This window comes from Halalkalibacter alkalisediminis (genome assembly GCF_028610705.1).
GTDB classification, from domain to species: Bacteria; Bacillota; Bacilli; order Bacillales; family Bacillaceae_D; genus Halalkalibacter; species Halalkalibacter alkalisediminis.
Map to the genome: position 1 here is coordinate 169,739 of NZ_JAQQWT010000001.1, position 19,951 is coordinate 189,689.

At 37.4% G+C, this 19,951-nt stretch carries 21 protein-coding genes; 16 read left to right on the forward strand and 5 right to left on the reverse strand.

Annotated elements, in window-relative coordinates; genetic code table 11:
* Positions 1-50: 50 nt before the first annotated feature.
* The 4 genes from PQ474_RS00805 to PQ474_RS00820 all read left to right on the forward strand — a co-directional run bounded on the left by PQ474_RS00805 (position 51) and on the right by PQ474_RS00820 (position 2,987).
* Positions 51-908, forward strand: coding sequence for a polysaccharide deacetylase family protein (locus tag PQ474_RS00805; protein WP_337956301.1), 858 nt, complete (start codon positions 51-53; stop codon positions 906-908).
* A 140-nt stretch (positions 909-1,048) separates the two neighbouring features.
* The gene (locus PQ474_RS00810; protein WP_273839668.1) at positions 1,049-2,113 is read left to right on the forward strand and encodes a M23 family metallopeptidase; all 1,065 of its coding nucleotides are present in this window, start codon (positions 1,049-1,051) and stop codon (positions 2,111-2,113) included.
* Between the two features lie 114 nt (positions 2,114-2,227).
* Positions 2,228-2,680 carry a hypothetical protein gene (locus tag PQ474_RS00815; protein WP_273839669.1) on the forward strand — a complete coding sequence of 151 codons (453 nt, stop codon included), beginning with the start codon at positions 2,228-2,230 and terminating at the stop codon, positions 2,678-2,680.
* A 181-nt stretch (positions 2,681-2,861) separates the two neighbouring features.
* Positions 2,862-2,987 carry a GapA-binding peptide SR1P gene (locus PQ474_RS00820; RefSeq protein WP_273839670.1) on the forward strand — a complete coding sequence of 42 codons (126 nt, stop codon included), beginning with the start codon at positions 2,862-2,864 and terminating at the stop codon, positions 2,985-2,987.
* Between the two features lie 78 nt (positions 2,988-3,065).
* Here PQ474_RS00820 and PQ474_RS00825 read toward each other — a convergent pair whose 3' ends face one another.
* Positions 3,066-4,541 carry an aminotransferase class I/II-fold pyridoxal phosphate-dependent enzyme gene (locus tag PQ474_RS00825; protein ID WP_273839672.1) on the reverse strand — a complete coding sequence of 492 codons (1,476 nt, stop codon included), beginning with the start codon at positions 4,539-4,541 and terminating at the stop codon, positions 3,066-3,068.
* 89 nt (positions 4,542-4,630) lie between these two features.
* On the opposite strand from PQ474_RS00825, the gene PQ474_RS00830 reads away from it, so the two are divergent.
* Positions 4,631-5,641, forward strand: a complete 1,011-nt coding sequence (locus PQ474_RS00830) for an NAD(P)H-dependent flavin oxidoreductase (protein WP_273839673.1) — start codon at positions 4,631-4,633, stop codon at positions 5,639-5,641.
* A gap of 15 nt (positions 5,642-5,656) precedes the next feature.
* Positions 5,657-5,923 (forward strand): UPF0223 family protein, encoded by a 267-nt coding sequence (locus PQ474_RS00835; RefSeq protein WP_273839674.1) that lies wholly within the window; start codon positions 5,657-5,659, stop codon positions 5,921-5,923.
* Positions 5,924-6,000: 77 nt separating this feature from the next.
* Here the strand turns inward: PQ474_RS00835 and PQ474_RS00840 are convergent, their stop codons facing one another.
* A complete protein-coding gene (locus PQ474_RS00840; protein ID WP_273839675.1) occupies positions 6,001-6,630 on the reverse strand; it encodes a YktB family protein in 630 nt (209 codons plus the stop codon).
* A 266-nt stretch (positions 6,631-6,896) separates the two neighbouring features.
* On the opposite strand from PQ474_RS00840, the gene PQ474_RS00845 reads away from it, so the two are divergent.
* The 3 genes from PQ474_RS00845 to PQ474_RS00855 all read left to right on the forward strand — a co-directional run bounded on the left by PQ474_RS00845 (position 6,897) and on the right by PQ474_RS00855 (position 9,039).
* Positions 6,897-7,085 carry a hypothetical protein gene (locus PQ474_RS00845; protein ID WP_273839676.1) on the forward strand — a complete coding sequence of 63 codons (189 nt, stop codon included), beginning with the start codon at positions 6,897-6,899 and terminating at the stop codon, positions 7,083-7,085.
* A 260-nt stretch (positions 7,086-7,345) separates the two neighbouring features.
* A complete protein-coding gene (locus PQ474_RS00850; RefSeq protein WP_273839677.1) occupies positions 7,346-8,146 on the forward strand; it encodes an inositol monophosphatase family protein in 801 nt (266 codons plus the stop codon).
* 2 nt (positions 8,147-8,148) lie between these two features.
* Positions 8,149-9,039: an NAD(P)-dependent oxidoreductase gene (locus tag PQ474_RS00855; RefSeq protein ID WP_273839678.1), complete on the forward strand. Its 891-nt coding sequence runs from the start codon at positions 8,149-8,151 to the stop codon at positions 9,037-9,039.
* Between the two features lie 74 nt (positions 9,040-9,113).
* On the opposite strand, the gene PQ474_RS00860 is transcribed toward PQ474_RS00855, so the two are convergent.
* Positions 9,114-9,299 (reverse strand): DUF5325 family protein, encoded by a 186-nt coding sequence (locus PQ474_RS00860; RefSeq protein ID WP_273839679.1) that lies wholly within the window; start codon positions 9,297-9,299, stop codon positions 9,114-9,116.
* 256 nt (positions 9,300-9,555) lie between these two features.
* Here PQ474_RS00860 and typA point away from each other — a divergent pair, with 256 nt between their 5' ends.
* Positions 9,556-11,391: a translational GTPase TypA gene (gene typA, locus PQ474_RS00865; RefSeq protein WP_273839680.1), complete on the forward strand. Its 1,836-nt coding sequence runs from the start codon at positions 9,556-9,558 to the stop codon at positions 11,389-11,391.
* 11 nt (positions 11,392-11,402) lie between these two features.
* The gene (locus PQ474_RS00870; RefSeq protein WP_273839681.1) at positions 11,403-11,735 is read left to right on the forward strand and encodes a YlaH-like family protein; all 333 of its coding nucleotides are present in this window, start codon (positions 11,403-11,405) and stop codon (positions 11,733-11,735) included.
* A gap of 42 nt (positions 11,736-11,777) precedes the next feature.
* Here the strand turns inward: PQ474_RS00870 and PQ474_RS00875 are convergent, their stop codons facing one another.
* The gene (locus PQ474_RS00875; RefSeq protein WP_273840274.1) at positions 11,778-11,981 is read right to left on the reverse strand and encodes a YlaI family protein; all 204 of its coding nucleotides are present in this window, start codon (positions 11,979-11,981) and stop codon (positions 11,778-11,780) included.
* A gap of 154 nt (positions 11,982-12,135) precedes the next feature.
* On the opposite strand from PQ474_RS00875, the gene PQ474_RS00880 reads away from it, so the two are divergent.
* Positions 12,136-12,591, forward strand: a complete 456-nt coding sequence (locus PQ474_RS00880; RefSeq protein ID WP_273839682.1) for a pyridoxamine 5'-phosphate oxidase family protein — start codon at positions 12,136-12,138, stop codon at positions 12,589-12,591.
* A 219-nt stretch (positions 12,592-12,810) separates the two neighbouring features.
* Positions 12,811-14,142: a PhoH family protein gene (locus tag PQ474_RS00885; RefSeq protein WP_273839684.1), complete on the forward strand. Its 1,332-nt coding sequence runs from the start codon at positions 12,811-12,813 to the stop codon at positions 14,140-14,142.
* 41 nt (positions 14,143-14,183) lie between these two features.
* On the opposite strand, the gene PQ474_RS00890 is transcribed toward PQ474_RS00885, so the two are convergent.
* Positions 14,184-14,702: a peptidyl-prolyl cis-trans isomerase gene (locus PQ474_RS00890; RefSeq protein ID WP_273839686.1), complete on the reverse strand. Its 519-nt coding sequence runs from the start codon at positions 14,700-14,702 to the stop codon at positions 14,184-14,186.
* A gap of 226 nt (positions 14,703-14,928) precedes the next feature.
* Between PQ474_RS00890 and glsA the strand changes: the two genes are divergently transcribed.
* The 3 genes from glsA (at position 14,929) to pyc (ending at position 19,872) form a co-directional block, all read left to right on the forward strand.
* Positions 14,929-15,822: a glutaminase A gene (gene glsA / locus PQ474_RS00895; protein WP_273839687.1), complete on the forward strand. Its 894-nt coding sequence runs from the start codon at positions 14,929-14,931 to the stop codon at positions 15,820-15,822.
* Between the two features lie 102 nt (positions 15,823-15,924).
* Complete coding sequence (locus PQ474_RS00900) at positions 15,925-16,206, forward strand: Fpa/YlaN family protein (protein WP_273839688.1); 282 nt, start codon at positions 15,925-15,927, stop codon at positions 16,204-16,206.
* Between the two features lie 219 nt (positions 16,207-16,425).
* The gene (gene pyc / locus PQ474_RS00905) at positions 16,426-19,872 is read left to right on the forward strand and encodes a pyruvate carboxylase (RefSeq protein WP_273839689.1); all 3,447 of its coding nucleotides are present in this window, start codon (positions 16,426-16,428) and stop codon (positions 19,870-19,872) included.
* The last annotated feature ends 79 nt before the right edge of the window (positions 19,873-19,951 follow it).

The window sequence follows — 19,951 nt, forward strand, 5'->3', positions numbered from 1 at the left end:
GGTAAAAATAAACTTCGTATACAATGGACATTTGAATGAAATGGGAAGAGGTGTTCTTTTTGAAACGAATAGTTACAATAGCGATCGCATTACTACTGTTAGTTGGTTGCCAAACAGAAGAAAAACTACTAGATGTACTGACAGAAACCAATGATAGACAAGAGCTCGCTGAGAATATGGACGAATTAAAAGAAGACGGTGAAAAAGAGCTAGATTTACAAGAGGATGTTGAATCTGATCAAGTTACAGTTGTCATAGAGGAAGAGACGGATGTAGAAAAAAAGTATGAAATTGATTCAGTTAGCTGGAGAGTAAAACATCTCAAGGAAAGTAATGAGCAAATCGTTCTTATAACGATTGATGATGCTCCGGATCAATATAGTGTGGAACTGGCAGAAAAATTAAAGAAACTCGATGCAGGAGCTATATTTTTTGTGAATGGGCATTTTCTAAAATCAGAGGAAGATCGGAATAAGTTAAGAAATATTCATGAACTTGGGTTTGTTATCGGCAATCACACGATGAACCATCCAAATATGAGTCATCTTTCAAAAGAAGAACAAGAAAAAGAAATTATTGAGTTAAATAACTTAATTGAAGAAATCATTGGAGAACGGCCGAAGTTCTATCGTGCTCCTTTTGGCGTTAACACAGAAGAGTCTAAAGCCATTGTCGAACAAGAAGGTATGATATCAATGAATTGGACATATGGTTATGATTGGGAAACAGAGTATCAAAACGCGGAAGCGCTAGCAGAAATAATGGTAAATACCCCATTATTAATAAATGGAGCAAATTTGCTTATGCATGATCGTAAATGGACAGTGGAGGCTATAGATGAAATAGTAACAGGACTTCGAGATAAGGGATATGAACCAGTCAATCCTTTAAAAATTAAGACTAAATAATTGGTAAAGGTGTAAAAAATATGTTAAATGACAACAATTACTTCTAGGTAAATTGTTGTCTTTTTTGTGAAAGACCTTAACGAGATCGTAATTCGCTTGTATGATGTTAAGATATAGGATTGAAAGAAAGGTTGCAGAAAATGAATCAAAAAAAGAGAGTAATGTTAATGCTAATTTTATTTGTTGTAATAAGTGGTTGTCAGGGACAAGCATTAGATGAGGTAAATAAACCGGATACGAATTATGCCAAACTAGCTATTGAGATAACGGAGAAAGAGGCTAGGATTAAATTAGACGAGTTAATGGAGCTTGTTGGTGGAGATTATCATTTTGATCCCATCCATCGGACTCTTCAGTTCTCGGTAAATGAAGATCAATTTTATCTAGTTGATGGAGTACCTGTTTTAGAGAGAAATGGAGAATATTTGGCAACAGAAGATATTTATTTGATTGTTCATGGAAAGCAGGGGCAAGAAGAACTCTTTTTACCTGTAGATTTTATAGAACTGGCTCTAGGCACTAGTGTTGCATATGAGGACGAACAAATCTCATTTCTTCTAATGGAACCAACGCAAAGAGTAGGTGGGCCTTCTGAGTCTTTTAACATGGAACAATGGGATGTTGAGCAAATGGTGCAATACTTATCTTTTCTAGAAAAACCTATAAGAGGAGCTGAGGTAAGTAAAATTCCTAGTCATCTTCCTGGTGCACCTCGGACATACCGAAATGGCTATCATGAAGGAATAGATTGGTATGCTTTTGCTTCAGGTGGCGATATCTCTACGGACACACCAATCTATGCGATGGGAGAGGGGGTCGTTGTTAGAGTAGATCATGACTATGTAGAGTATCAATCAGTCGAAGAAAGAAGTAAGGATTTAGCTTATACAGCTGAATTTGGAGAGACTCCAGAATATATTTTCGATCGTTTAAGAGGTAGACAAGTATGGGTCCAATATCAAGGAGGCGTAATGAATCGATTTGCTCATTTGCATGATATCCCCTCGGACATTCAAGTAGGGGATCGAGTAGATGCCAATACGATAATTGGATTTGTTGGCAATTCTGGAACGAGCGATGGGGTCGTTCAGGATTATGAGGCAGGCTTGCATCTTCACCAAGATCTCTTAATATATGGTGAATTATTCTGGAAATATCTGAGCCAAGAGGAAGTACTCGAAGTACTAACTCGTATTTGGGATTAATCCACACTGTGTTCCGACAATACTTGTCGGAACTATACAACTTTTGACACACTGATTTATGTTAAACTAGATATAAGGTTTTTTCAGGATTTTGTGGTGATGGAGGTCGCTTCAATGGATAAATCGAAATTACTTGATGAATTACGCCTTGAGATTGGACGAGTGCGTGATCAAGTACAAACATTATCTAGTTTTTATGTAGGGATAACGAGTAAATTTGCAAACTTAATGCAAAATAACTTATCGTCAATTGCGATTTATGAAACAACTGAACATGCTTTTATTATGAAAGTTTGTGCTGGCCCATGTTATATAGAAAGAAAAGTCCCATTTGGAGAGAGTATTCTTAGTTCAGTAGCTATTAGAGGAAAAATCATTATTGAAGAGGATGTTCATTTGCAAAAGGTCTTTTTACCTTTTTATAAGAACCATCATTTATTAGGGATTGTTGTGGGACATATACCAAAAGAAAGTTATACAATTACAGAAGACGATTTAGTGTTCATTAAAGAAGTGGGTAGATTTATTGAAGTACAGCATGATACCTTTTTTCCAACTATTTCTTAGAGGATGACTCTTACTCGTATACCTTATTAGGTTATACGAGTTAAGGGTTATCCTTTTTTTATTTAAACATTATTTTTAAATGTAACATACTAATTAACTGTTGACGTCTGAATTAGTATGTATTATTATAAAAACAAGAAAAGATTAATCGCTTACAAAAAAGCATAAGGGGATGACTCAAATGGGAACTATCATTTGCCAATCATGTAATAAGACTATCGATGTGTTTGAAGGTGAAAAAGTCACAACGCTTTATGCTAAGGGATCAAGTTGTGAACATTGTAAAACCACTCAAGCAAAAAAATAAAATAAAAAAAGCTGCCTAATTCGGCAGCGTGAAAGGACTCTTTTGGAGTCCTTCTTTTTTGTATAGCAGTCCTACTTTTTATCTAATAGCTCGATGCTCTTTAATGACACGAAGAGATTGAAATGTTTCATCTTCAGGACCCTGTACAGGTAGACCACTTTTTAAGTTTTCTTGTATATATGAAAGGTTATCTTCCGATACAATCTCTCCTGGAATTAATATAGGAATGCCTGGAGGGTAGACCATAATGAATTCAGCAATAATCCTACCTGCAGATTCCTCGAATGGAACGACCTCTGTCTCTGCATAGAATGCGTCACGTGGTGACAAAGCGAGCGTAGGGATATCAGGAACGTTTACCGATGAAATTTGATTACTCTTTACATTAGAAGCGTGCTCATTGGCAAGTTGTTTTAAAGCTGTTATTAAGATGTCCATTTTCTCTTGTGTATCACCTAAAGTAACAATACAAAGAATGTTATAAAGATCAGACATTTCGACTTCTATCGAATGGTTTTTACGTAACCACATTTCGACTTCATGTCCGTTAATCCCTAAATCCTTTACGGTAATAATTAGTTTAGTTGGATCCATATCGTAAGTAGCTTTAGTGCCTAATATTTCTTTACCAACACAAGAAAGACCTTCAATTTGATTAATCTCACGTCTAGTTGATTCGGCTAAGTCAATGACGTTAGAAATTAATTCTTCTCCTTTTGTGGCTAATTGTTTTCTTGCAACATCAAGTGAAGAAAGTAATAAATAGGATGTTGAGGTCGTAGTCAGCATACTTATAATGGATTGAACTCGTTTAGGTGACACTAGACCTTCTTTAACATTTAAGATGGAACTTTGGGTCATAGAACCCCCTAATTTGTGAACGCTTGTTGCTGCCATATCAGCCCCTGCTTGCATAGCAGAAATGGGCAATTGATTATGGAAATGGATATGGACGCCGTGTGCTTCATCAACCAGGACAGGAACATCGTAAGAGTGAGCAATCTCAACAATTTTCTTCAGGTTACCCGAAATCCCAAAATACGTTGGGTTAATTACGAGAAGACCCTTAGCATCGGGGTGTGCAGCCAATGCTCTTTCAACAGATTCCGTAGTAATTCCGTGAGAAATTCCTAGATTGGGATCAATCTCTGGATGAATGAAGATGGGGGTTGCACCTGAGAAAATGATCGCAGACATGATCGACTTGTGTACATTTCTTGGGACAATAATCTTATCCCCAGGCCCGCAAACAGACATGATCATAGTCATAATCGCACCACTTGTACCTTGTACAGAAAAAAACGTATGATCAGCACCGAATGCTTCAGCCGCAAGTTCTTGCGCTTCTTTTATTATGCCATGTGGGTGATGAAGGTCGTCTAATGGTTCAATATTTATTAGATCAATAGAAAGTGCATTTTCACCAATAAAATGTCTGAAATCAGGGTCCATGCCTTTTCCTTGTTTATGTCCAGGGATATGAAATTGGATAGGTTGTTTTTCGGCGTGATTACGAACACCGGTGAACAACGGAGTAAGATGTTGTCGTGACAACAGGTTCACCTCATTTTTTAAGATACTAAAAGAAACTGTAAAACAAATTTGAGTATATCAAAAATGAAGCTGAAAGCAAAGAATCAATAATGGCAATAGTTAAAAATTATATAAATGAGAATGAATTTTTTAAAGGAGGAGTTCAAATGAGAACGAGAGTTACTGATTTACTAGGTATACAATATCCGATCATACAAGGAGGGTTAGCTTATCTTGCTTATTCTGAGCTAGCGTCAGCTGTTTCAGAAGCAGGAGGGCTCGGTCAAATCACAGCGATGTCCCTTCCTTCTCCTGAGGCACTCAGAAACGAAATAAAACAGGTTAAAGCAGGTACAAAAAACCCATTTGGTGTTAACTTTGCAATTGGTCAGCATGGACGTGCATTTGAACATATGTTACAGGTAGCTATTGAAGAGGACGTTCCTGTAGTCTCAATGACTGGAGGCAATCCTGCGCCGATTTTTGATATGCTTAAGGGAACCACTATAAAAAAGTTAGTATTAGTAGCTGCAAAGAGACAAGCAATAAAAGCGGAAGAGCTCGGTGCAGACGCAGTCATGGTTGTAGGACATGAAGGAGGAGGGCATTTGGGTAGAGCTGATACAGGCACAATGGTTTTAGTACCACAGGTTGTAGATGCGGTTTCGATTCCAGTAATTGCATCGGGTGGGATTGGAGATGGACGAGGCTTAATGGCAGCATTAGCCTTAGGAGCAGAGGGGATTGAGATGGGGACGAGATTTATCGCTACGAAAGAATGTGTGCATGCGCATCCTCTATACAAGGAACAACTGATTGCAGCAACTGAAAACGATACAACCGTAATCAAGCGTTCTTTAGGTACGCCGGCAAGAGCTCTAACAAATAGTTGGACAGAAAAGATTCTCGCGATTGAGAAGAAAGAACCTACTTATAAGGCGCTAAAAGAGTATATTAGTGGTGAGGCTAACAAAAACTATATTTATGAAGGAAATCCAGATAGAGGCTTTGGTTGGGCAGGACAAGTGGTTGGACGTATTAATGAGGAGTTGCCAGTTGCGAATTTAATAACTAAAATAATGGAGGAGGCTGAGCAAATTCGTTTGCGATGGAAGGTATAGAAGGGAGGCATTAGAATGGACTCTAAATTGCCAATTTCACTAGATTGGTCAACAGATGAGGTAGTTGACGTGATCCGATTTTTTGAAATTGTAGAAAAAGCATATAAACATGGAGTAGATCGAGAGCAACTACTAGCACAATATCGTCGTTTTAAGGAAATAGTTCCAAGCAAGAGTGAAGAAAAGCAATTATTTAAACAATATGATGAGGAATTGGGTATTTCTAGCTATCAAGTTATTAAAAAGGCACGTGAAGAAAGTTCTTCAAAAATAAAAATGTAACAACTGTACTCTCAACATGTAAAGCGTATTGAATTGTTTTTAACATTCAATACGCTTTCTTTGCTGGTCTTCTCCAATTAAGAGTGCTGCATAGCTTTTTGATAGATAGGGAGCAATTGCTCATAGGTTTCTTTAGTAAATTCAACTAAGGTTTGTCCATCTTTTAATAATGGGTCATTAGGTTTTAAGTGGCGACCGACTAAGAATTCAGCTTTTTTTACATCGCGTAAGCGTACTAAGTCTGCTTTTAAATCATCAGCATTTTTATCTCCAATAGCAGTAGCGTCTTTTTTCATATGGTCTAATGAGATCACAAAATCAGTTGGTAATGTTGAAAAAAGATCAAGGTCTTCTAGTAATGCAGAAGCAATGGATGATTTATTAGGAGCCTCATAAATTAATGCAAACCAGATAAATAAGTGATCATCAAACAATCCTAATTGAAAATGAGGATGTTTTTTGTAACCTCGTTTATCATGACAAACAGCCATCCATGTGTCCTTGGGTGGATTTACTTTTCTTCTAGCGTGTTTGGCAATATGAAGATACATTTCATTTCCGAGCAAAATAGCTAAATCATTTGTTAATGTGTCACCCAATTGCTTAAATGTTGGTTGTATTTGTGTTTGAATGGCTTTCATTCTTTCCTCTAATCCGTCAATTGTAAATACGTCAAAATCTGCTTGAGTAAAACCTTTTAAACTCATATACTCAACCTCACTTTTTCATTTATATCCTTATTTTATCATAGTCGTTTGCTGATCTCGAATTTAAAGGCCTTTGTGCCCTCAGTTAGATAATCGTGCTTATATCAAGGATAAATGGGATAGGATCTTGTAACAATTTGTATTTTTATTTGCATTTAATTCTTTTCTTTCATATGCTATAATAAAATTAGTTAAAATAACTGAAAATTTAGTCTTATACTAAGTGGTTGGTGATTCTTTTAAAAAAGCTAGGGGAGTGAAGCCGTATGGAACAATTGGTGCAAACGTTTATTCGTAAAGATGGAGAATTGAGAATTCCTGTATTACGCCTTGAAATTGATTATGAGCTCGCAACTCTACATGATGCAATGCTTGATGAAGATTTGGTAATGATCAAAAAAACCAAGCAACGCCTTGAAAAGCTTCGACAAGAATTAATCCAGTTAGAAGTCTGAGTGAATTTTCAAAAAAAAGCAAGTCCTTAATTCATGAGGTGAAAAGAGGGTGATTCATTGGTCTGAATCCCCTCTTTTTTGTCTTCTAAAATAAGGACAACGGTGCAAAAGCCGTAAAGTTAGTTCCTATTTGTAATGGTAGGTGTTTTGAAACAATAGAATTAGTCTATAAGTAAAGGAGATGAACTATTTTTCTATTTGGAAAATCTATGTCATAATGGGAAAAGTAAGTTAAAGTTCCTAATTAGGAGGTCATGTTAATGTCGGTGGACTGGTTAGCGCTTGAAAAAAAAGCAAAAGCATGGATCTATGAAGCTGCTGGGATGGTTAAACAAGCTTTAGCAAACCCTATTCAAATTGAATGTAAGTCTAATCCAAATGATTTAGTAACGGAGGTTGACAGGGCCATTGAATCGTTCTTCTACCAAAAAATACAAGCTGAATTCCCTTCGCATTATTTTTTGGGGGAAGAGGGAATTGCTGATGAACTCGACTCATTAACTGGAACGGTGTGGATTCTAGATCCAATTGATGGAACTATGAATTTCATTCATCAAAAGTACAATTTTGCTATTTCGCTTGGAATATTCCATGAAGGTCAGGGAATGATTGGATTGATCTATGATGTAATGAACGACGAATTATTTCACGCTGTTCGAGATCACGGAGCATACATAAATAATGAGGCGATTGTCCCAGTTAAAGAACGTCCACTACATGAGTCCATTATAGGATTAAATGCAAAGTGGCTAATTGAAGAGAAAAATCCATACAAAAACCCGTTAATGGCGCTGGTGCGTGATGTAAGAAGTATTCGTTCATATGGCTCAGCCGCCATTGAAATTGCTTATGTGGCAGCAGACCGACTTGACGGTTATATAAGTGTTAATCTTTCGCCATGGGACTATGCAGCTGGCATCATTTTATTAGAAGAAGTTGGATGCAAAGCTTCAACATTTAGAGGAGAACCTCTTGACTTTTTATCAGCAAGCACAGTTATTGTCGGCAAACCACAACTACATAAAGAAATGGTATCTTCATATGTTGGAGAGGAGTTATAAGTATGAAAAAAAAGGTCGGTTTTGTGGGCCTAGGTACGATGGGATTGCCTATGACTAAACATCTTATTGATGCAGGTTATGAAACATATGTAGTTAGTCGTAGTAGAGGTCCTATTGAAGCCGCAGTCTCATTTGGAGCACACGAAGTGAACACACCTAGACAATTAATAGAACAAGTGGATGTAGTGATGACGTGTTTACCAGTACCTGAGTCAATTGTTGAAGTTTACGAGGGGGATAATGGTTTAATTGCTGGGGCAAGCATAGGAAAGATCGTTATTGACCACTCAACAGTCAGTCCGGAAACGAATGTCTCTGTTTCTAGATTATTAGCGGAAAAAGGAGCCATGTTTTTGGATGCGCCTGTAAGTGGGGGGCCAATGGGTGCACAAGCTGGGACATTAACCATTATGTGTGGTGGTGAACAAGAGATTTTCGAACGCGCTAAACCAATCATAAAAGCATTTGGAGAATATATTGTCTATGTGGGACCAACTGGGAGTGGAACGGTTGTAAAATTGTTAAATAATATGTTAATAGGCGTTCACCAGGCTGCTCTGGCGGAATGCTATGTAATGGCTGAAAAAGCTGGTGTAGACCCTGCAATTGCTTATGACCTGATTAAAAGAAGTGCGGGATTCTCTAAAAGTATGGACTGGTCGGTTGACGCCATACTTGACCGTGCGTTTGAACCACGCTTTTCAATTAATTTATTACATAAAGATATCCGACTCGCATTAGACCTTGCTGAGCAAATTGATATGCCACTTGATTTGGTTAAGTTAGGAGAACAAAAAGTAGCTGAAGCAAAAGAAAAGTACGGGAATAAAGATGTGAGTGCCATTGTAAGACCTCTTGAAGAGAAGACAGGAATTACGCTTAAGCGAAAGTAAAAACGAGTAACGTAAATCCACTTATTTACGTCACTCGTTAAAAAGGAAGTTGAGAGAGTACTCTTGACTTCCTTTTATAATTCACTTGTTTCTCTAAGTTTTTTACGAAGGGTGAAGCCGAGTCCTGTGGCAATAACCACGCCTGCAATCGATAACACAGCTATTAGGATACTTCTTTCAGCAATAGCTACCCCAATACTCATAATGCAAATGACACTAATAATAGCAATTAATAAAAATAGTACGTTCTCCTTTTTCACTAAAGAATCCCCCTATAACGATCATTTCACTGTTCTAAGTTTAACTCTAATTGGCAAAAAGAAAAACCCTTACATTGTGACAAATAAAGTAAACATGCTTTGCATAGTAAAAATACCATGATTTACTGCGGGATAAAAAGGTTAAGGTAAGAATAAAATGTGAAATAATAAAAATGAGATTACGTCGATAATTGTAGCTTTAAAAAGATTTTATGATATACTTGTACAGTTAATGAACGAATAAGGAGAGAAAAAAATGAAAATTCGTAACGATATACGTAATATTGCGATCATTGCCCACGTTGACCACGGAAAGACTACATTGGTTGACCAGTTACTTAAACAATCGGGTACATTTCGTGAAAATGAGCAAGTTGAAGAGAGAGCAATGGACTCAAATGCGCTTGAAAAAGAGCGAGGAATTACGATCCTAGCTAAAAATACAGCAATTAATTATGGCGATAAACGCATTAACATTATGGATACACCAGGACATGCTGATTTCGGTGGAGAAGTAGAACGTATCATGAAAATGGTTGATGGAGTTCTTTTAGTTGTTGATGCTTATGAGGGCTGTATGCCGCAAACACGTTTCGTTTTAAAGAAAGCGCTAGAGCAAAATCTGACTCCTATTGTTGTTGTTAATAAAATTGACCGTGACTTTGCTCGACCTGCAGAGGTTGTAGATGAAGTCATTGATCTTTTTATTGATCTTGGAGCAAATGAAGATCAACTTGAATTCCCGGTTGTATATGCATCAGCTATCAACGGAACAGCAAGTATGGATGCAGATAAGCAAGATGAAAATATGTCTTCTTTATTTGATACTATTATTGAAACAATCCCTGCACCAATTGATAATAGCGATGAGCCTTTACAATTCCAAGTAACAATGCTTGACTATAACGATTACGTTGGTCGTATTGGGATTGGTCGTGTATTCAGAGGAACCATTAATGTTGGACAACAAGTAGCATTGATGAAGCTAGACGGTTCCGTTAAGCAATACCGAGTAACAAAAATGTTCGGTTTCTTAGGTTTAAAACGTACAGAAATTCAAGAAGCTAAAGCCGGGGATTTAATTGCGGTGTCCGGAATGGAAGAAATTAACGTTGGAGAAACGGTCTGCCCAGTTGATCACCAAGAGGCACTTCCGATTTTGCGTATTGATGAGCCAACGCTTCAAATGACATTCCTAGTAAATAACAGTCCTTTTGCTGGGCGTGAAGGGAAATATGTTACAAGCAGAAAAATTGAAGAACGCTTAAAGTCAGAGCTAGAGACAGATGTAAGTCTTCGTGTTGAAGATACAGAATCCCCAGATGTGTGGATTGTTTCTGGACGTGGTGAGCTACATTTATCAATTCTTATTGAAAATATGCGTCGTCAAGGCTTCGAATTGCAAGTCTCTAAACCGGAAGTAATTATCCGTGTGATTGATGGAGTAAAATCAGAGCCAATGGAACGTGTTCAAATTGATGTTCCAGAAGAATATACCGGATCTGTAATGGAATCAATTGGTGAACGTAAAGGTGAAATGATTAATATGACTAACAACGGTAGTGGACAAGTCCGTCTTGAGTTCTTAGTTCCTGCTCGTGGTTTAATTGGTTATACAACAGAATTTCTATCGCAAACACGTGGTTATGGAATCATCAATCACTCATTTGACAGTTATGCCCCAATGGCTCCAGGTCAAGTTGGTGGACGCCGTCAAGGAGTTCTTGTTTCAATGGAAACAGGTAAAGCGAGTCAATATGGAATAATGGGTGTTGAAGATCGAGGAACGATTTTTGTTGAACCAGGTACTGAAATTTACGAAGGAATGATTGTTGGTGAGCATACTCGTGATAACGATCTAGCTGTAAATATCACGAAAATGAAGCAACAAACGAATGTTCGTTCTGCGAATAAGGATTTTACTGTTACAATGAAGAAGCCTAGAATCATGACACTTGAAGAAGCACTTGAGTATTTAAATGAAGATGAATATTGTGAACTTACACCGGAATCAATTCGATTACGCAAGAAAATTCTTGTTAAATCGGAACGTGAACGTGAAGAGAAACGTAGAAAATTAGCAGCAAAGTAAGAGGGTGATTTATGATGAACAACGAACAGTTAACAGAACAGGAAGTGGAGGGGTTAACGTGGCTAATGCAAGCCGCGTTACAAAATCCATGGTATGGTTTTTATTCTTTTCTTGCTGTCGTAGTTCTTACGCTTGTTGTGTTTAATTTAGGATTTGCTAGAGAGCTTCCTGTGCTCAAGAAGGTGATTGTCTACATGATGCTGTTGGTTGGAAGCTTCGTCATGTGGTTCCTAGAATTCGCCTTCGGAGCACCTATTATGGCTGTTTTGGTTATTTCAGGAATCATTCTTGGATTATATAGATTCCGCCTTCATCGTCACCGGAAGGAAAAAGAGATAGCATAAATGTATGCACTGTGCAATACAAGTAAAGAGAGCGGTCGGTTTTTAAAACCAATCGCTCTCTTCTTTTTTTTCGAAAGCTACTTGAAACGATCCTGTTTCTTTACGAGCTTCTGTCTTTTCTTTAATTCGTTCATTACATGATTCACACATATATGTATGAATTGGGCGATTTCGTAATCGTTTTGCTAACGGTAGTTGATCATCTAATTTATCAATCTTATCGCATAAAACACACTTGACTCTCATCATACCACACTCCAGTCTCTTTTTATTGTAAGCAATATCATGATAAAAAGCTATCTTCTTTCCTTTTCTGATGAGAAAGCTTTCAAATGAATCCAGTTTTACGTTATGATAGTAATGAATATATTTAAACTATAACTGAAATGGAGGATAGAAAATGGCCAATCAAGTTGAACAAGGTTTAACAGAGGAACTGTTACCACTTCTCCAGAAAGAACAATATGTTACGATTTCAACTGTTGATTTTGAAACGGGAGCCCCTAATGTCAATGCAATCTCGTGGGTTTACGCACCAGATTTACAAACCATTCGATTTTCTGTCGATAATCGATCTAGAATTATTAAAAATATCAAAGCAAATAAAGGGATTGTTATTACGTTAATTGCTAAAGGTTCTACTTATTCCATTGCAGGAAACGCGGAAGTTTTAAATGAAAAAATGGAAGAGGTTCCGTTGAAATTATCTCTGTTGGAAATGAAGGTAACTGAGGTTCGTGATGTCATGTTCTACGGTTCAAAAATGTCCTCTGAACCTAAATATGTAAAAGTATATGATGCACAAGCAGCAGCGAAATTAGATCGTCAAGTGATGGATGCTTTAAAAAGACGGTAATTGGGAGGAGCCACTAAAAAGGTTAAATACACCTTTTTAGTGGCCTTCTTTATAGTGAGTTATTGTCTTTTTTGTGATATTGGCATGGATTAATGATTCGGTCGTCTAACTTCAAGAACTTATACATACATTCTTAGTAGAGGTACTTGAACAAACTTTTGAAAATTGCATAAGTTTATAGTAAGTAGTTGACAAACGATTCTTAAGTCAGGAGGCGGAATGTTGAAAAAAATCTACGTATTGGACACGAACGTACTCTTACAGGATCCATACTCTATCAATTCATTTCAGGATAATGAAGTGGTCATACCAGCGGTTGTACTTGAAGAGGTCGATTCTAAAAAACGAAATATGGACGAGATTGGGCGAAACGCACGTCAGTTTTCAAAAATTATAGATAATTTAAGAGGGATGGGAAAATTACATGAAGGTGTCCCTGTTGAATCAGGAGGTAAATTAAGAGTTGAATTAAATCATAGGTCATTTCTTAGGTTGAAAGATTCTTTTGCTGAAATGACAAATGATAATCGTATAATTGCCGTTGCTTTAAATTTAATGCTTGAAGAAGAGGAAAAAGTAGATGGCAGACAAGTTATTTTAGTAAGTAAAGATGCCCTCGTCAGAGTGAAGGCTGATGCCCTCGGGCTACCTGCTGAAGACTTTCTTAGTGATCGTGTTGTAGAGTTCGATCATGTATATCCAGGCTATGTGGAGGTTTATGTCGATGCTGATGTGATGCAGAAATTTTATACAAATGGGGAACTAGCCATATCGGAATTAACTAAGCATCCTTTTTATCCACATCAATTTATTATAATGAAAGATGCTCTAGGGAGCTCTAGTTCAGCGATAGGAAAGGTAGAACCGGATGGAAAGAAAGTAAAGAAATTTGTGAGTGAACCGGATCATGTTTGGGGCATTCGACCGCGTAATGTTCAGCAAAAGATGGCGCTTGAACTTTTATTAAGAGATGATATCAGCTTGGTGACGATGGTAGGGAAGGCTGGTACTGGAAAAACACTGCTTTCTTTGGCTGCTGGTCTTATGCAAACAGAAGACTTAGGTAAATATAAAAAGCTTGTCGTTGCTAGGCCTGTTGTTCCTCTTGGTAAAGATATCGGTTATTTACCTGGGGAGAAAGAAGAAAAGTTAAGACCTTGGATGCAACCTATTTACGATAACTTAGAATTTCTCTTTGATACAAAGAAACCGGGTGAATTAGATTCTATTCTTGCAGGAATGGGTTCCATTCAAGTTGAAGCACTAACTTATATAAGAGGTCGAAGTATTCCAGATCAGTTTATTATTATTGATGAAGCGCAGAATTTAACGAAACATGAAGTGAAGACGATCTTAACCCGTGTAGGTGAAAGAAGTAAACTAGTGCTAATGGGAGATCCTCAACAAATTGACCACCCTTATTTGGATGAATACAATAATGGGCTAACCTATGTTGTGGAAAGGTTTAAAGATCAAACTGTGAGTGGACATGTTAAATTAGTGAAAGGTGAGCGCTCTGGATTAGCTCAACTCGCAGCAGATTTATTGTAAAGAACAGGATGGCTCCGTTTTGAGCCATCCTTTTTAAAATATTACTTTTGCACATGAAGAATGAATTTAATTACATTTTTAATGGGTTCGCTTCGGTTAGAGCCATCCCCGAAGTAAAAATGAATAGGTCCATCTGTTCTAAGTGGTTTCCCTTTATGGGAGAAACCAACGATACTAGATTGAACAAGCGAATATTCAAAAGATTGGCTTTGACCATCAGCTTGTATAATCTCAACTTTTGTTATCTCCGAATGCGGTTCTGCATTTAAGAAAAATGGTTTCAAAGGCATACCAAAAGATCCCTGCTGAAGCTTTTGCTTATCATATTTTAACTTATTATCATTTGAATCTGGACGTGGTGGTTCAGAACCTTCTGTAATTTCTTTATCCCATTGGGCAGATATCGCTTTTTTATAAGCGGTTTCTTCGTCGTCTAAAGACTTTACTTCATCAAAATATGTATCCAGGTCAACCTTTCTCTCATCGAAAATCCATACAGTAGGATCAACAGTGAGAGGATGGGACACATCTCCCTCGATAAAAAAGACAAACTCTTGCATAGCGTTCCCTCCCTAAACAAATTCCTCTTAAAGTATAAAGTGTTTCAATGTTTTTGTCACTTCTGGTAAATGCTATAAGTAAGTATAGGTTTATAGCCAACTATTGTGAACGAAGATTATTAACTTTTAAAACCTGTAGCTATTGGAGTACTAGTTTTTTCAATAATAATATATATGGAGTGATTTAATTTGGTTTGTCGTTACGGTGATGACTTGAAAGGAATGGTTGAACAAGGTAAAACAATTTACGAAGAAAGGGAAAGTAGCTGATTATATTCCAGCCTTATCATTAGCCAATCCAGCAGATGTAGCTGTTTCTATTTATGATGGAACAAATACTTGCTTTAGTGAAGGCAATCATAATCAATTATTTACACTTCAAAGCATTTCAAAAGTACTTACGCTTGCCTTAGCACTAATGGACCATGGCGAAGAAGTTGTATTTTCGAAAGTAGGGATGGAACCAACTGGAGATCCGTTTAATTCTATATCAAAATTAGAGTCGCAAATCCCATCAAAACCTTTAAATCCTATGATAAATGCAGGAGCTTTAGCGGTTACTTCTCTTATTAAAGGGAGCTCGAATGAAGAAAAATTGTCGCGGCTATTAGATTTTGTTAGGGAATTAAGCGGAAACAGAAGCATTCAATTTAATAAAGAAGTAGCGCAATCTGAATTTGAAACGGCAGATTTGAATCGTGCCTTGTCCTACTTTATGAAACAGCATGGCGTTATTTCAGGTGATGTGGATGAACTTCTTGATTTATATACGAAGCAGTGTGCGATTGAGGTAAATTGTGAAGATTTAGCAAAGATAGGTTATGCTTTAGCTCATCAAGGGGAACATCCTAATGATAAGTATTCGATCATTCCTTCAGAAATTGCACGTTTAGTTAAAACATTCATGGTTACTTGCGGAATGTATAATGCTTCTGGCGAATTTGCTATTCGTGTTGGAATCCCTGCTAAGAGTGGGGTTTCAGGAGGGGTCGTTGGTGCTGTTCCAGGAAACATCGGAATTGGTATTTATGGTCCGGCCTTAGATGATAAAGGAAATAGCATAGCGGGAATGAAATTATTAGAACTGTTATCTTCCCGCTATCAGTTAAGTATTTTCTAAGTTCATTTGACATCTCAACTTCAACAATGTGAAAATCGTTGCAATTTTTAGTTGAAAAAGATACTATTAAGACAAGGAAAATTCACTTGAAGGAGGGGTCACATGTCAGCAGAAATGGTGACTGGAGATAAAGAAAAAGCATTTGCCCTTCTGAAATCAGATGCGGATAAAATTCGGCAGCTTATTGAAGTTCAGTTGGAGAATTTAACAATGCCTCAGTGTCCTCTTTACGAAGAGGTTCTCGATACACAGATGTTTGGATTATCAAGAGAGATAGACTTTGCTGTTCGCTTAGGTCTAGTGAACGAAGATAGTGGCAAACGAATCTTAGGTGAACTACAGCGTAAACTAGATGACTTACATGAGGCATCTGTACAAAAATAAAAATCAAGCTATATTATATAGCTTGATTTTTTATTTTGTATTTCAATGTGAGGAAGCACTTTTTGAATTTCGATAAATCCGAACAATCTAAAAATACGTTGCCAAAGGGTCCCCCTTTTATCTATACTAGAATTTAGTAATAAACAGTGTTTTAATAAAAATAAAAAAACACATGTGCTATGAGTGCAGACAATTTAGAAAGTGATGAGGAGTGCTTTTATGAACGGTTTAACAAATATCAAAAAGGTACTAGTTGCAAATCGTGGGGAGATTGCCATTCGTATCTTCCGAGCTTGTACAGAGTTGCATATTCGAACGGTAGCGATTTATTCCAAAGAAGATTCAGGAGCCTACCACCGTTATAAGGCGGATGAAGCTTACTTAGTCGGGGAAGGAAAAAAGCCGATTGAGGCATACTTAGATATTGAAGGGATCCTAGAAATCGCTAAGCTTCATGACATAGATGCTATTCATCCTGGTTATGGATTCCTATCAGAAAACATTGAATTTGCTAGACGTTGTCAAGAAGAAGGCATTATTTTTATTGGCCCAGAATTAGAACACTTGGTTATGTTTGGTGATAAGGTACAAGCTCGTGAGCAAGCATTGAAAGCGAAGTTGCCTGTAATACCTGGTAGTGATGGTCCAGTTGAAAGTGTGGAAGATGTACAGTCATTTGCTGATCAACATGGATTTCCATTTATCATCAAGGCTTCTCTTGGTGGGGGTGGACGCGGGATGCGTATTGTTCGCACTGCAGAAGACCTTAAAGAATCTTATGATCGAGCGAAGTCCGAAGCTAAGTCGGCATTTGGTAACGATGAAGTATATGTAGAGAAATTTATTGAAAACCCTAAGCATATAGAAGTTCAGATCTTAGCTGATAAGCATGGAAATATTGTTCATTTATATGACCGAGACTGTTCGGTTCAACGAAGACATCAAAAGGTTGTAGAAATAGCTCCTAGCGTTTCCTTAGGAGAAGGTGTTAGAGAGAGAATTTGTGATGCTGCCGTTCAGCTAATGGAACATATTAACTATGTCAATGCAGGAACGGTTGAATTCTTAGTTACCGATTCGGGTGAATTCTTCTTTATTGAAGTAAATCCTCGTGTCCAAGTCGAACACACTATTACTGAAATGGTGACGGGTATTGACATTGTTCAATCACAATTATTTATTGCCGATGGTGAACCTTTGCATGGTGCTAAGCTAGGTATTCCAGCTCAGGATAAAATCGTTTGTAATGGATTTGCGATACAATCACGTGTAACAACAGAAGATCCAAGTAATGGTTTTATGCCTGACACTGGTCGTATTAATGCATACCGTTCAGGTGGTGGGTTTGGCGTTCGTTTAGACGCTGGTAACGGATTTCAAGGTGCGGTAATCACTCCTTATTACGATTCTTTGCTTGTGAAGGTATCCACTTGGGCTCTGACGTTTGAAAGTGCCGCTGCAAAAATGTTAAGAAACTTAAGAGAATTTCGCATCCGTGGAATTAAAACGAACATTGCCTTCCTTGAAAATGTAGTTCAACATCCAAAGTTTCTAAATGGCGAATATAATACTTCCTTTATTGATCGAACACCTGAATTGTTTGTTTTTCCAAAAAGAAAAGACCGTGGAACAAAAATGCTTTCCTTCATTGGTGAAACGATTGTAAATGGTTATCCAGGCTTAGAACAATCTAAAAAACCAATTTTTGATAAAGCACCTATTCCAAAATTAAAATTAACCGATCCGATTCCAACAGGAACGAAACAGATTCTTGATGAAAGAGGACCAGAAGGTTTAGCAAATTGGGTAAAGGAACAAAAACAGGTTTTACTGACAGATACGACTTTTCGCGATGCACATCAGTCGTTACTTGCAACGAGAATTAGGACACATGACCTGAAGCAGATTGCTGAACCAACTGCGAGACTTCTACCTAATTTATTCTCTCTAGAAATGTGGGGGGGAGCGACATTTGATGTGACGATGCGCTTCTTACATGAAGATCCGTGGGAGCGTTTGTTAACATTAAGAAAACAAGCTCCTAATGTATTGTTTCAGATGTTGCTTCGCGCTTCAAATGCGGTCGGTTATACAAACTACCCAGATAACGTAATTGAGGAGTTCGTGGAGAAGTCTGCAGATGCAGGAATAGACGTTTTCCGTATATTCGATAGTTTAAACTGGGTAAAAGGAATGACGCTTGCCATTGATTCTGTCCGCAAAAGCGGAAAAATTGCTGAGGCATCTATTTGTTATACAGGAGACATTTTAGATCCGTCTCGTTCTAAATACGATTTAACCTATTATAAAAATTTAGCTAAGGAACTAGAACAAGCTGGATCTCATATCCTTGGAATAAAAGATATGGCTGGGTTATTAAAACCAGAAGCCGCTTATCAACTAGTGACTGAACTTAAAAGTTCAGTAGATATTCCAATTCACTTGCACACGCATGATACAAGTGGTAACGGGATCTTTACTTATGCACGTGCAATCGAAGCGGGTGTTGATATTGTTGATGTAGCAGTAAGTTCCATGGCGGGATTAACCTCACAGCCAAGTGCAAATAGCCTTTATTATGCGATGAGTGGCTCTGAACGACAACCTAATGCAAATATTGAATCGCTAGAACAATTAGGTGAATTCTGGGATTACACTCGTAAATATTATGCTGGGTTTGAAAGTGGAATGAATGCACCGCATACAGAAGTGTATGAGCACGAGATGCCAGGTGGTCAATATAGCAACTTGCAACAACAAGCAAAAGCTGTTGGACTTAGTTCTCGTTGGAATGAAGTGAAAAAAATGTATAGAACGGTTAATGATATGTTTGGTGATGTCGTAAAAGTAACTCCGTCTTCTAAAGTAGTTGGCGACATGGCTTTATACATGGTACAAAATAATTTAACAGAAGAAGATGTCTATGAAAAAGGAGATAAATTAGACTTTCCTGATTCTGTTGTTGAATTATTCCAAGGTCAGTTAGGTCAACCATATCAAGGATTTCCTAAAAAACTTCAAGACATTGTTTTAAAGGGAAGAGTACCTATCGAAGGACGCCCAGGAGAAACTATGGAATCAGTAGATTTCCAAGCCATAAAAGAAGAGCTATTTAAGAAATTAGAACGCCAAGTGACGAGTCATGACATGCTTTCTTATGCACTCTATCCAAAAGTTTTCTTGGACTTTGAACAGTTCCGTCAGCAGTTTGGTGATGTTTCGGTTCTAGATACACCTACATTCTTCTACGGTTTACGTCTTGGAGAAGAAATTGAAGTTGAGATTGAAAAAGGAAAAACTTTAATTGTAAAGCTTGTCTCTATTTCAAAACCAAAAGAAGATGGTACAAGAATTGTTTACTTCGAACTTAATGGACAACCTCGTGAAGTCATTATAAAGGATTTAAATGTTAAATCATCTACGATCTCTCGTCCGAAGGTAGATAAAGATAATGTTAATCAAATAGGAGCCTCTATGCCTGGAACTGTTGTAAAAACATTAGTTGTTAAGGGCGATAAAGTTAAGAAAGGTGATCATTTAATGATTACCGAAGCAATGAAGATGGAAACCACTGTACAAGCGCAATTTGATGGAATTGTTAAAGATGTTTTTGTAAGTGATGGGGATCCGATCTTAACAGGAGATTTATTAATAGAATTAGCGTAATCCAATAGGTTGAAGGAAATCATTTCCTTCAACCTTCTTTGATCATGCGAGGAGGGAAAGAGATTTTATGGGGTTTATG

Coding starts and splice junctions, on each gene's coding strand:
- PQ474_RS00850 (WP_273839677.1), top strand. CDS start 7,346: ATGTCGGTGGACTGGTTAGCGCTTGAAAAAAAAGCAAAAGCATGGATC.
- PQ474_RS00815 (WP_273839669.1), top strand. CDS start 2,228: ATGGATAAATCGAAATTACTTGATGAATTACGCCTTGAGATTGGACGA.
- PQ474_RS00840 (WP_273839675.1), bottom strand. CDS start 6,630: ATGAGTTTAAAAGGTTTTACTCAAGCAGATTTTGACGTATTTACAATT.
- PQ474_RS00885 (WP_273839684.1), top strand. CDS start 12,811: ATGTTGAAAAAAATCTACGTATTGGACACGAACGTACTCTTACAGGAT.
- PQ474_RS00835 (WP_273839674.1), top strand. CDS start 5,657: ATGGACTCTAAATTGCCAATTTCACTAGATTGGTCAACAGATGAGGTA.
- PQ474_RS00820 (WP_273839670.1), top strand. CDS start 2,862: ATGGGAACTATCATTTGCCAATCATGTAATAAGACTATCGATGTGTTT.
- PQ474_RS00855 (WP_273839678.1), top strand. CDS start 8,149: ATGAAAAAAAAGGTCGGTTTTGTGGGCCTAGGTACGATGGGATTGCCT.
- PQ474_RS00830 (WP_273839673.1), top strand. CDS start 4,631: ATGGCAATAGTTAAAAATTATATAAATGAGAATGAATTTTTTAAAGGA.
- PQ474_RS00880 (WP_273839682.1), top strand. CDS start 12,136: ATGGCCAATCAAGTTGAACAAGGTTTAACAGAGGAACTGTTACCACTT.
- PQ474_RS00845 (WP_273839676.1), top strand. CDS start 6,897: ATGGAACAATTGGTGCAAACGTTTATTCGTAAAGATGGAGAATTGAGA.
- PQ474_RS00870 (WP_273839681.1), top strand. CDS start 11,403: ATGATGAACAACGAACAGTTAACAGAACAGGAAGTGGAGGGGTTAACG.
- PQ474_RS00875 (WP_273840274.1), bottom strand. CDS start 11,981: ATGAGAGTCAAGTGTGTTTTATGCGATAAGATTGATAAATTAGATGAT.
- PQ474_RS00900 (WP_273839688.1), top strand. CDS start 15,925: ATGTCAGCAGAAATGGTGACTGGAGATAAAGAAAAAGCATTTGCCCTT.
- PQ474_RS00810 (WP_273839668.1), top strand. CDS start 1,049: ATGAATCAAAAAAAGAGAGTAATGTTAATGCTAATTTTATTTGTTGTA.
- typA (WP_273839680.1), top strand. CDS start 9,556: ATGAAAATTCGTAACGATATACGTAATATTGCGATCATTGCCCACGTT.
- PQ474_RS00890 (WP_273839686.1), bottom strand. CDS start 14,702: ATGCAAGAGTTTGTCTTTTTTATCGAGGGAGATGTGTCCCATCCTCTC.
- pyc (WP_273839689.1), top strand. CDS start 16,426: ATGAACGGTTTAACAAATATCAAAAAGGTACTAGTTGCAAATCGTGGG.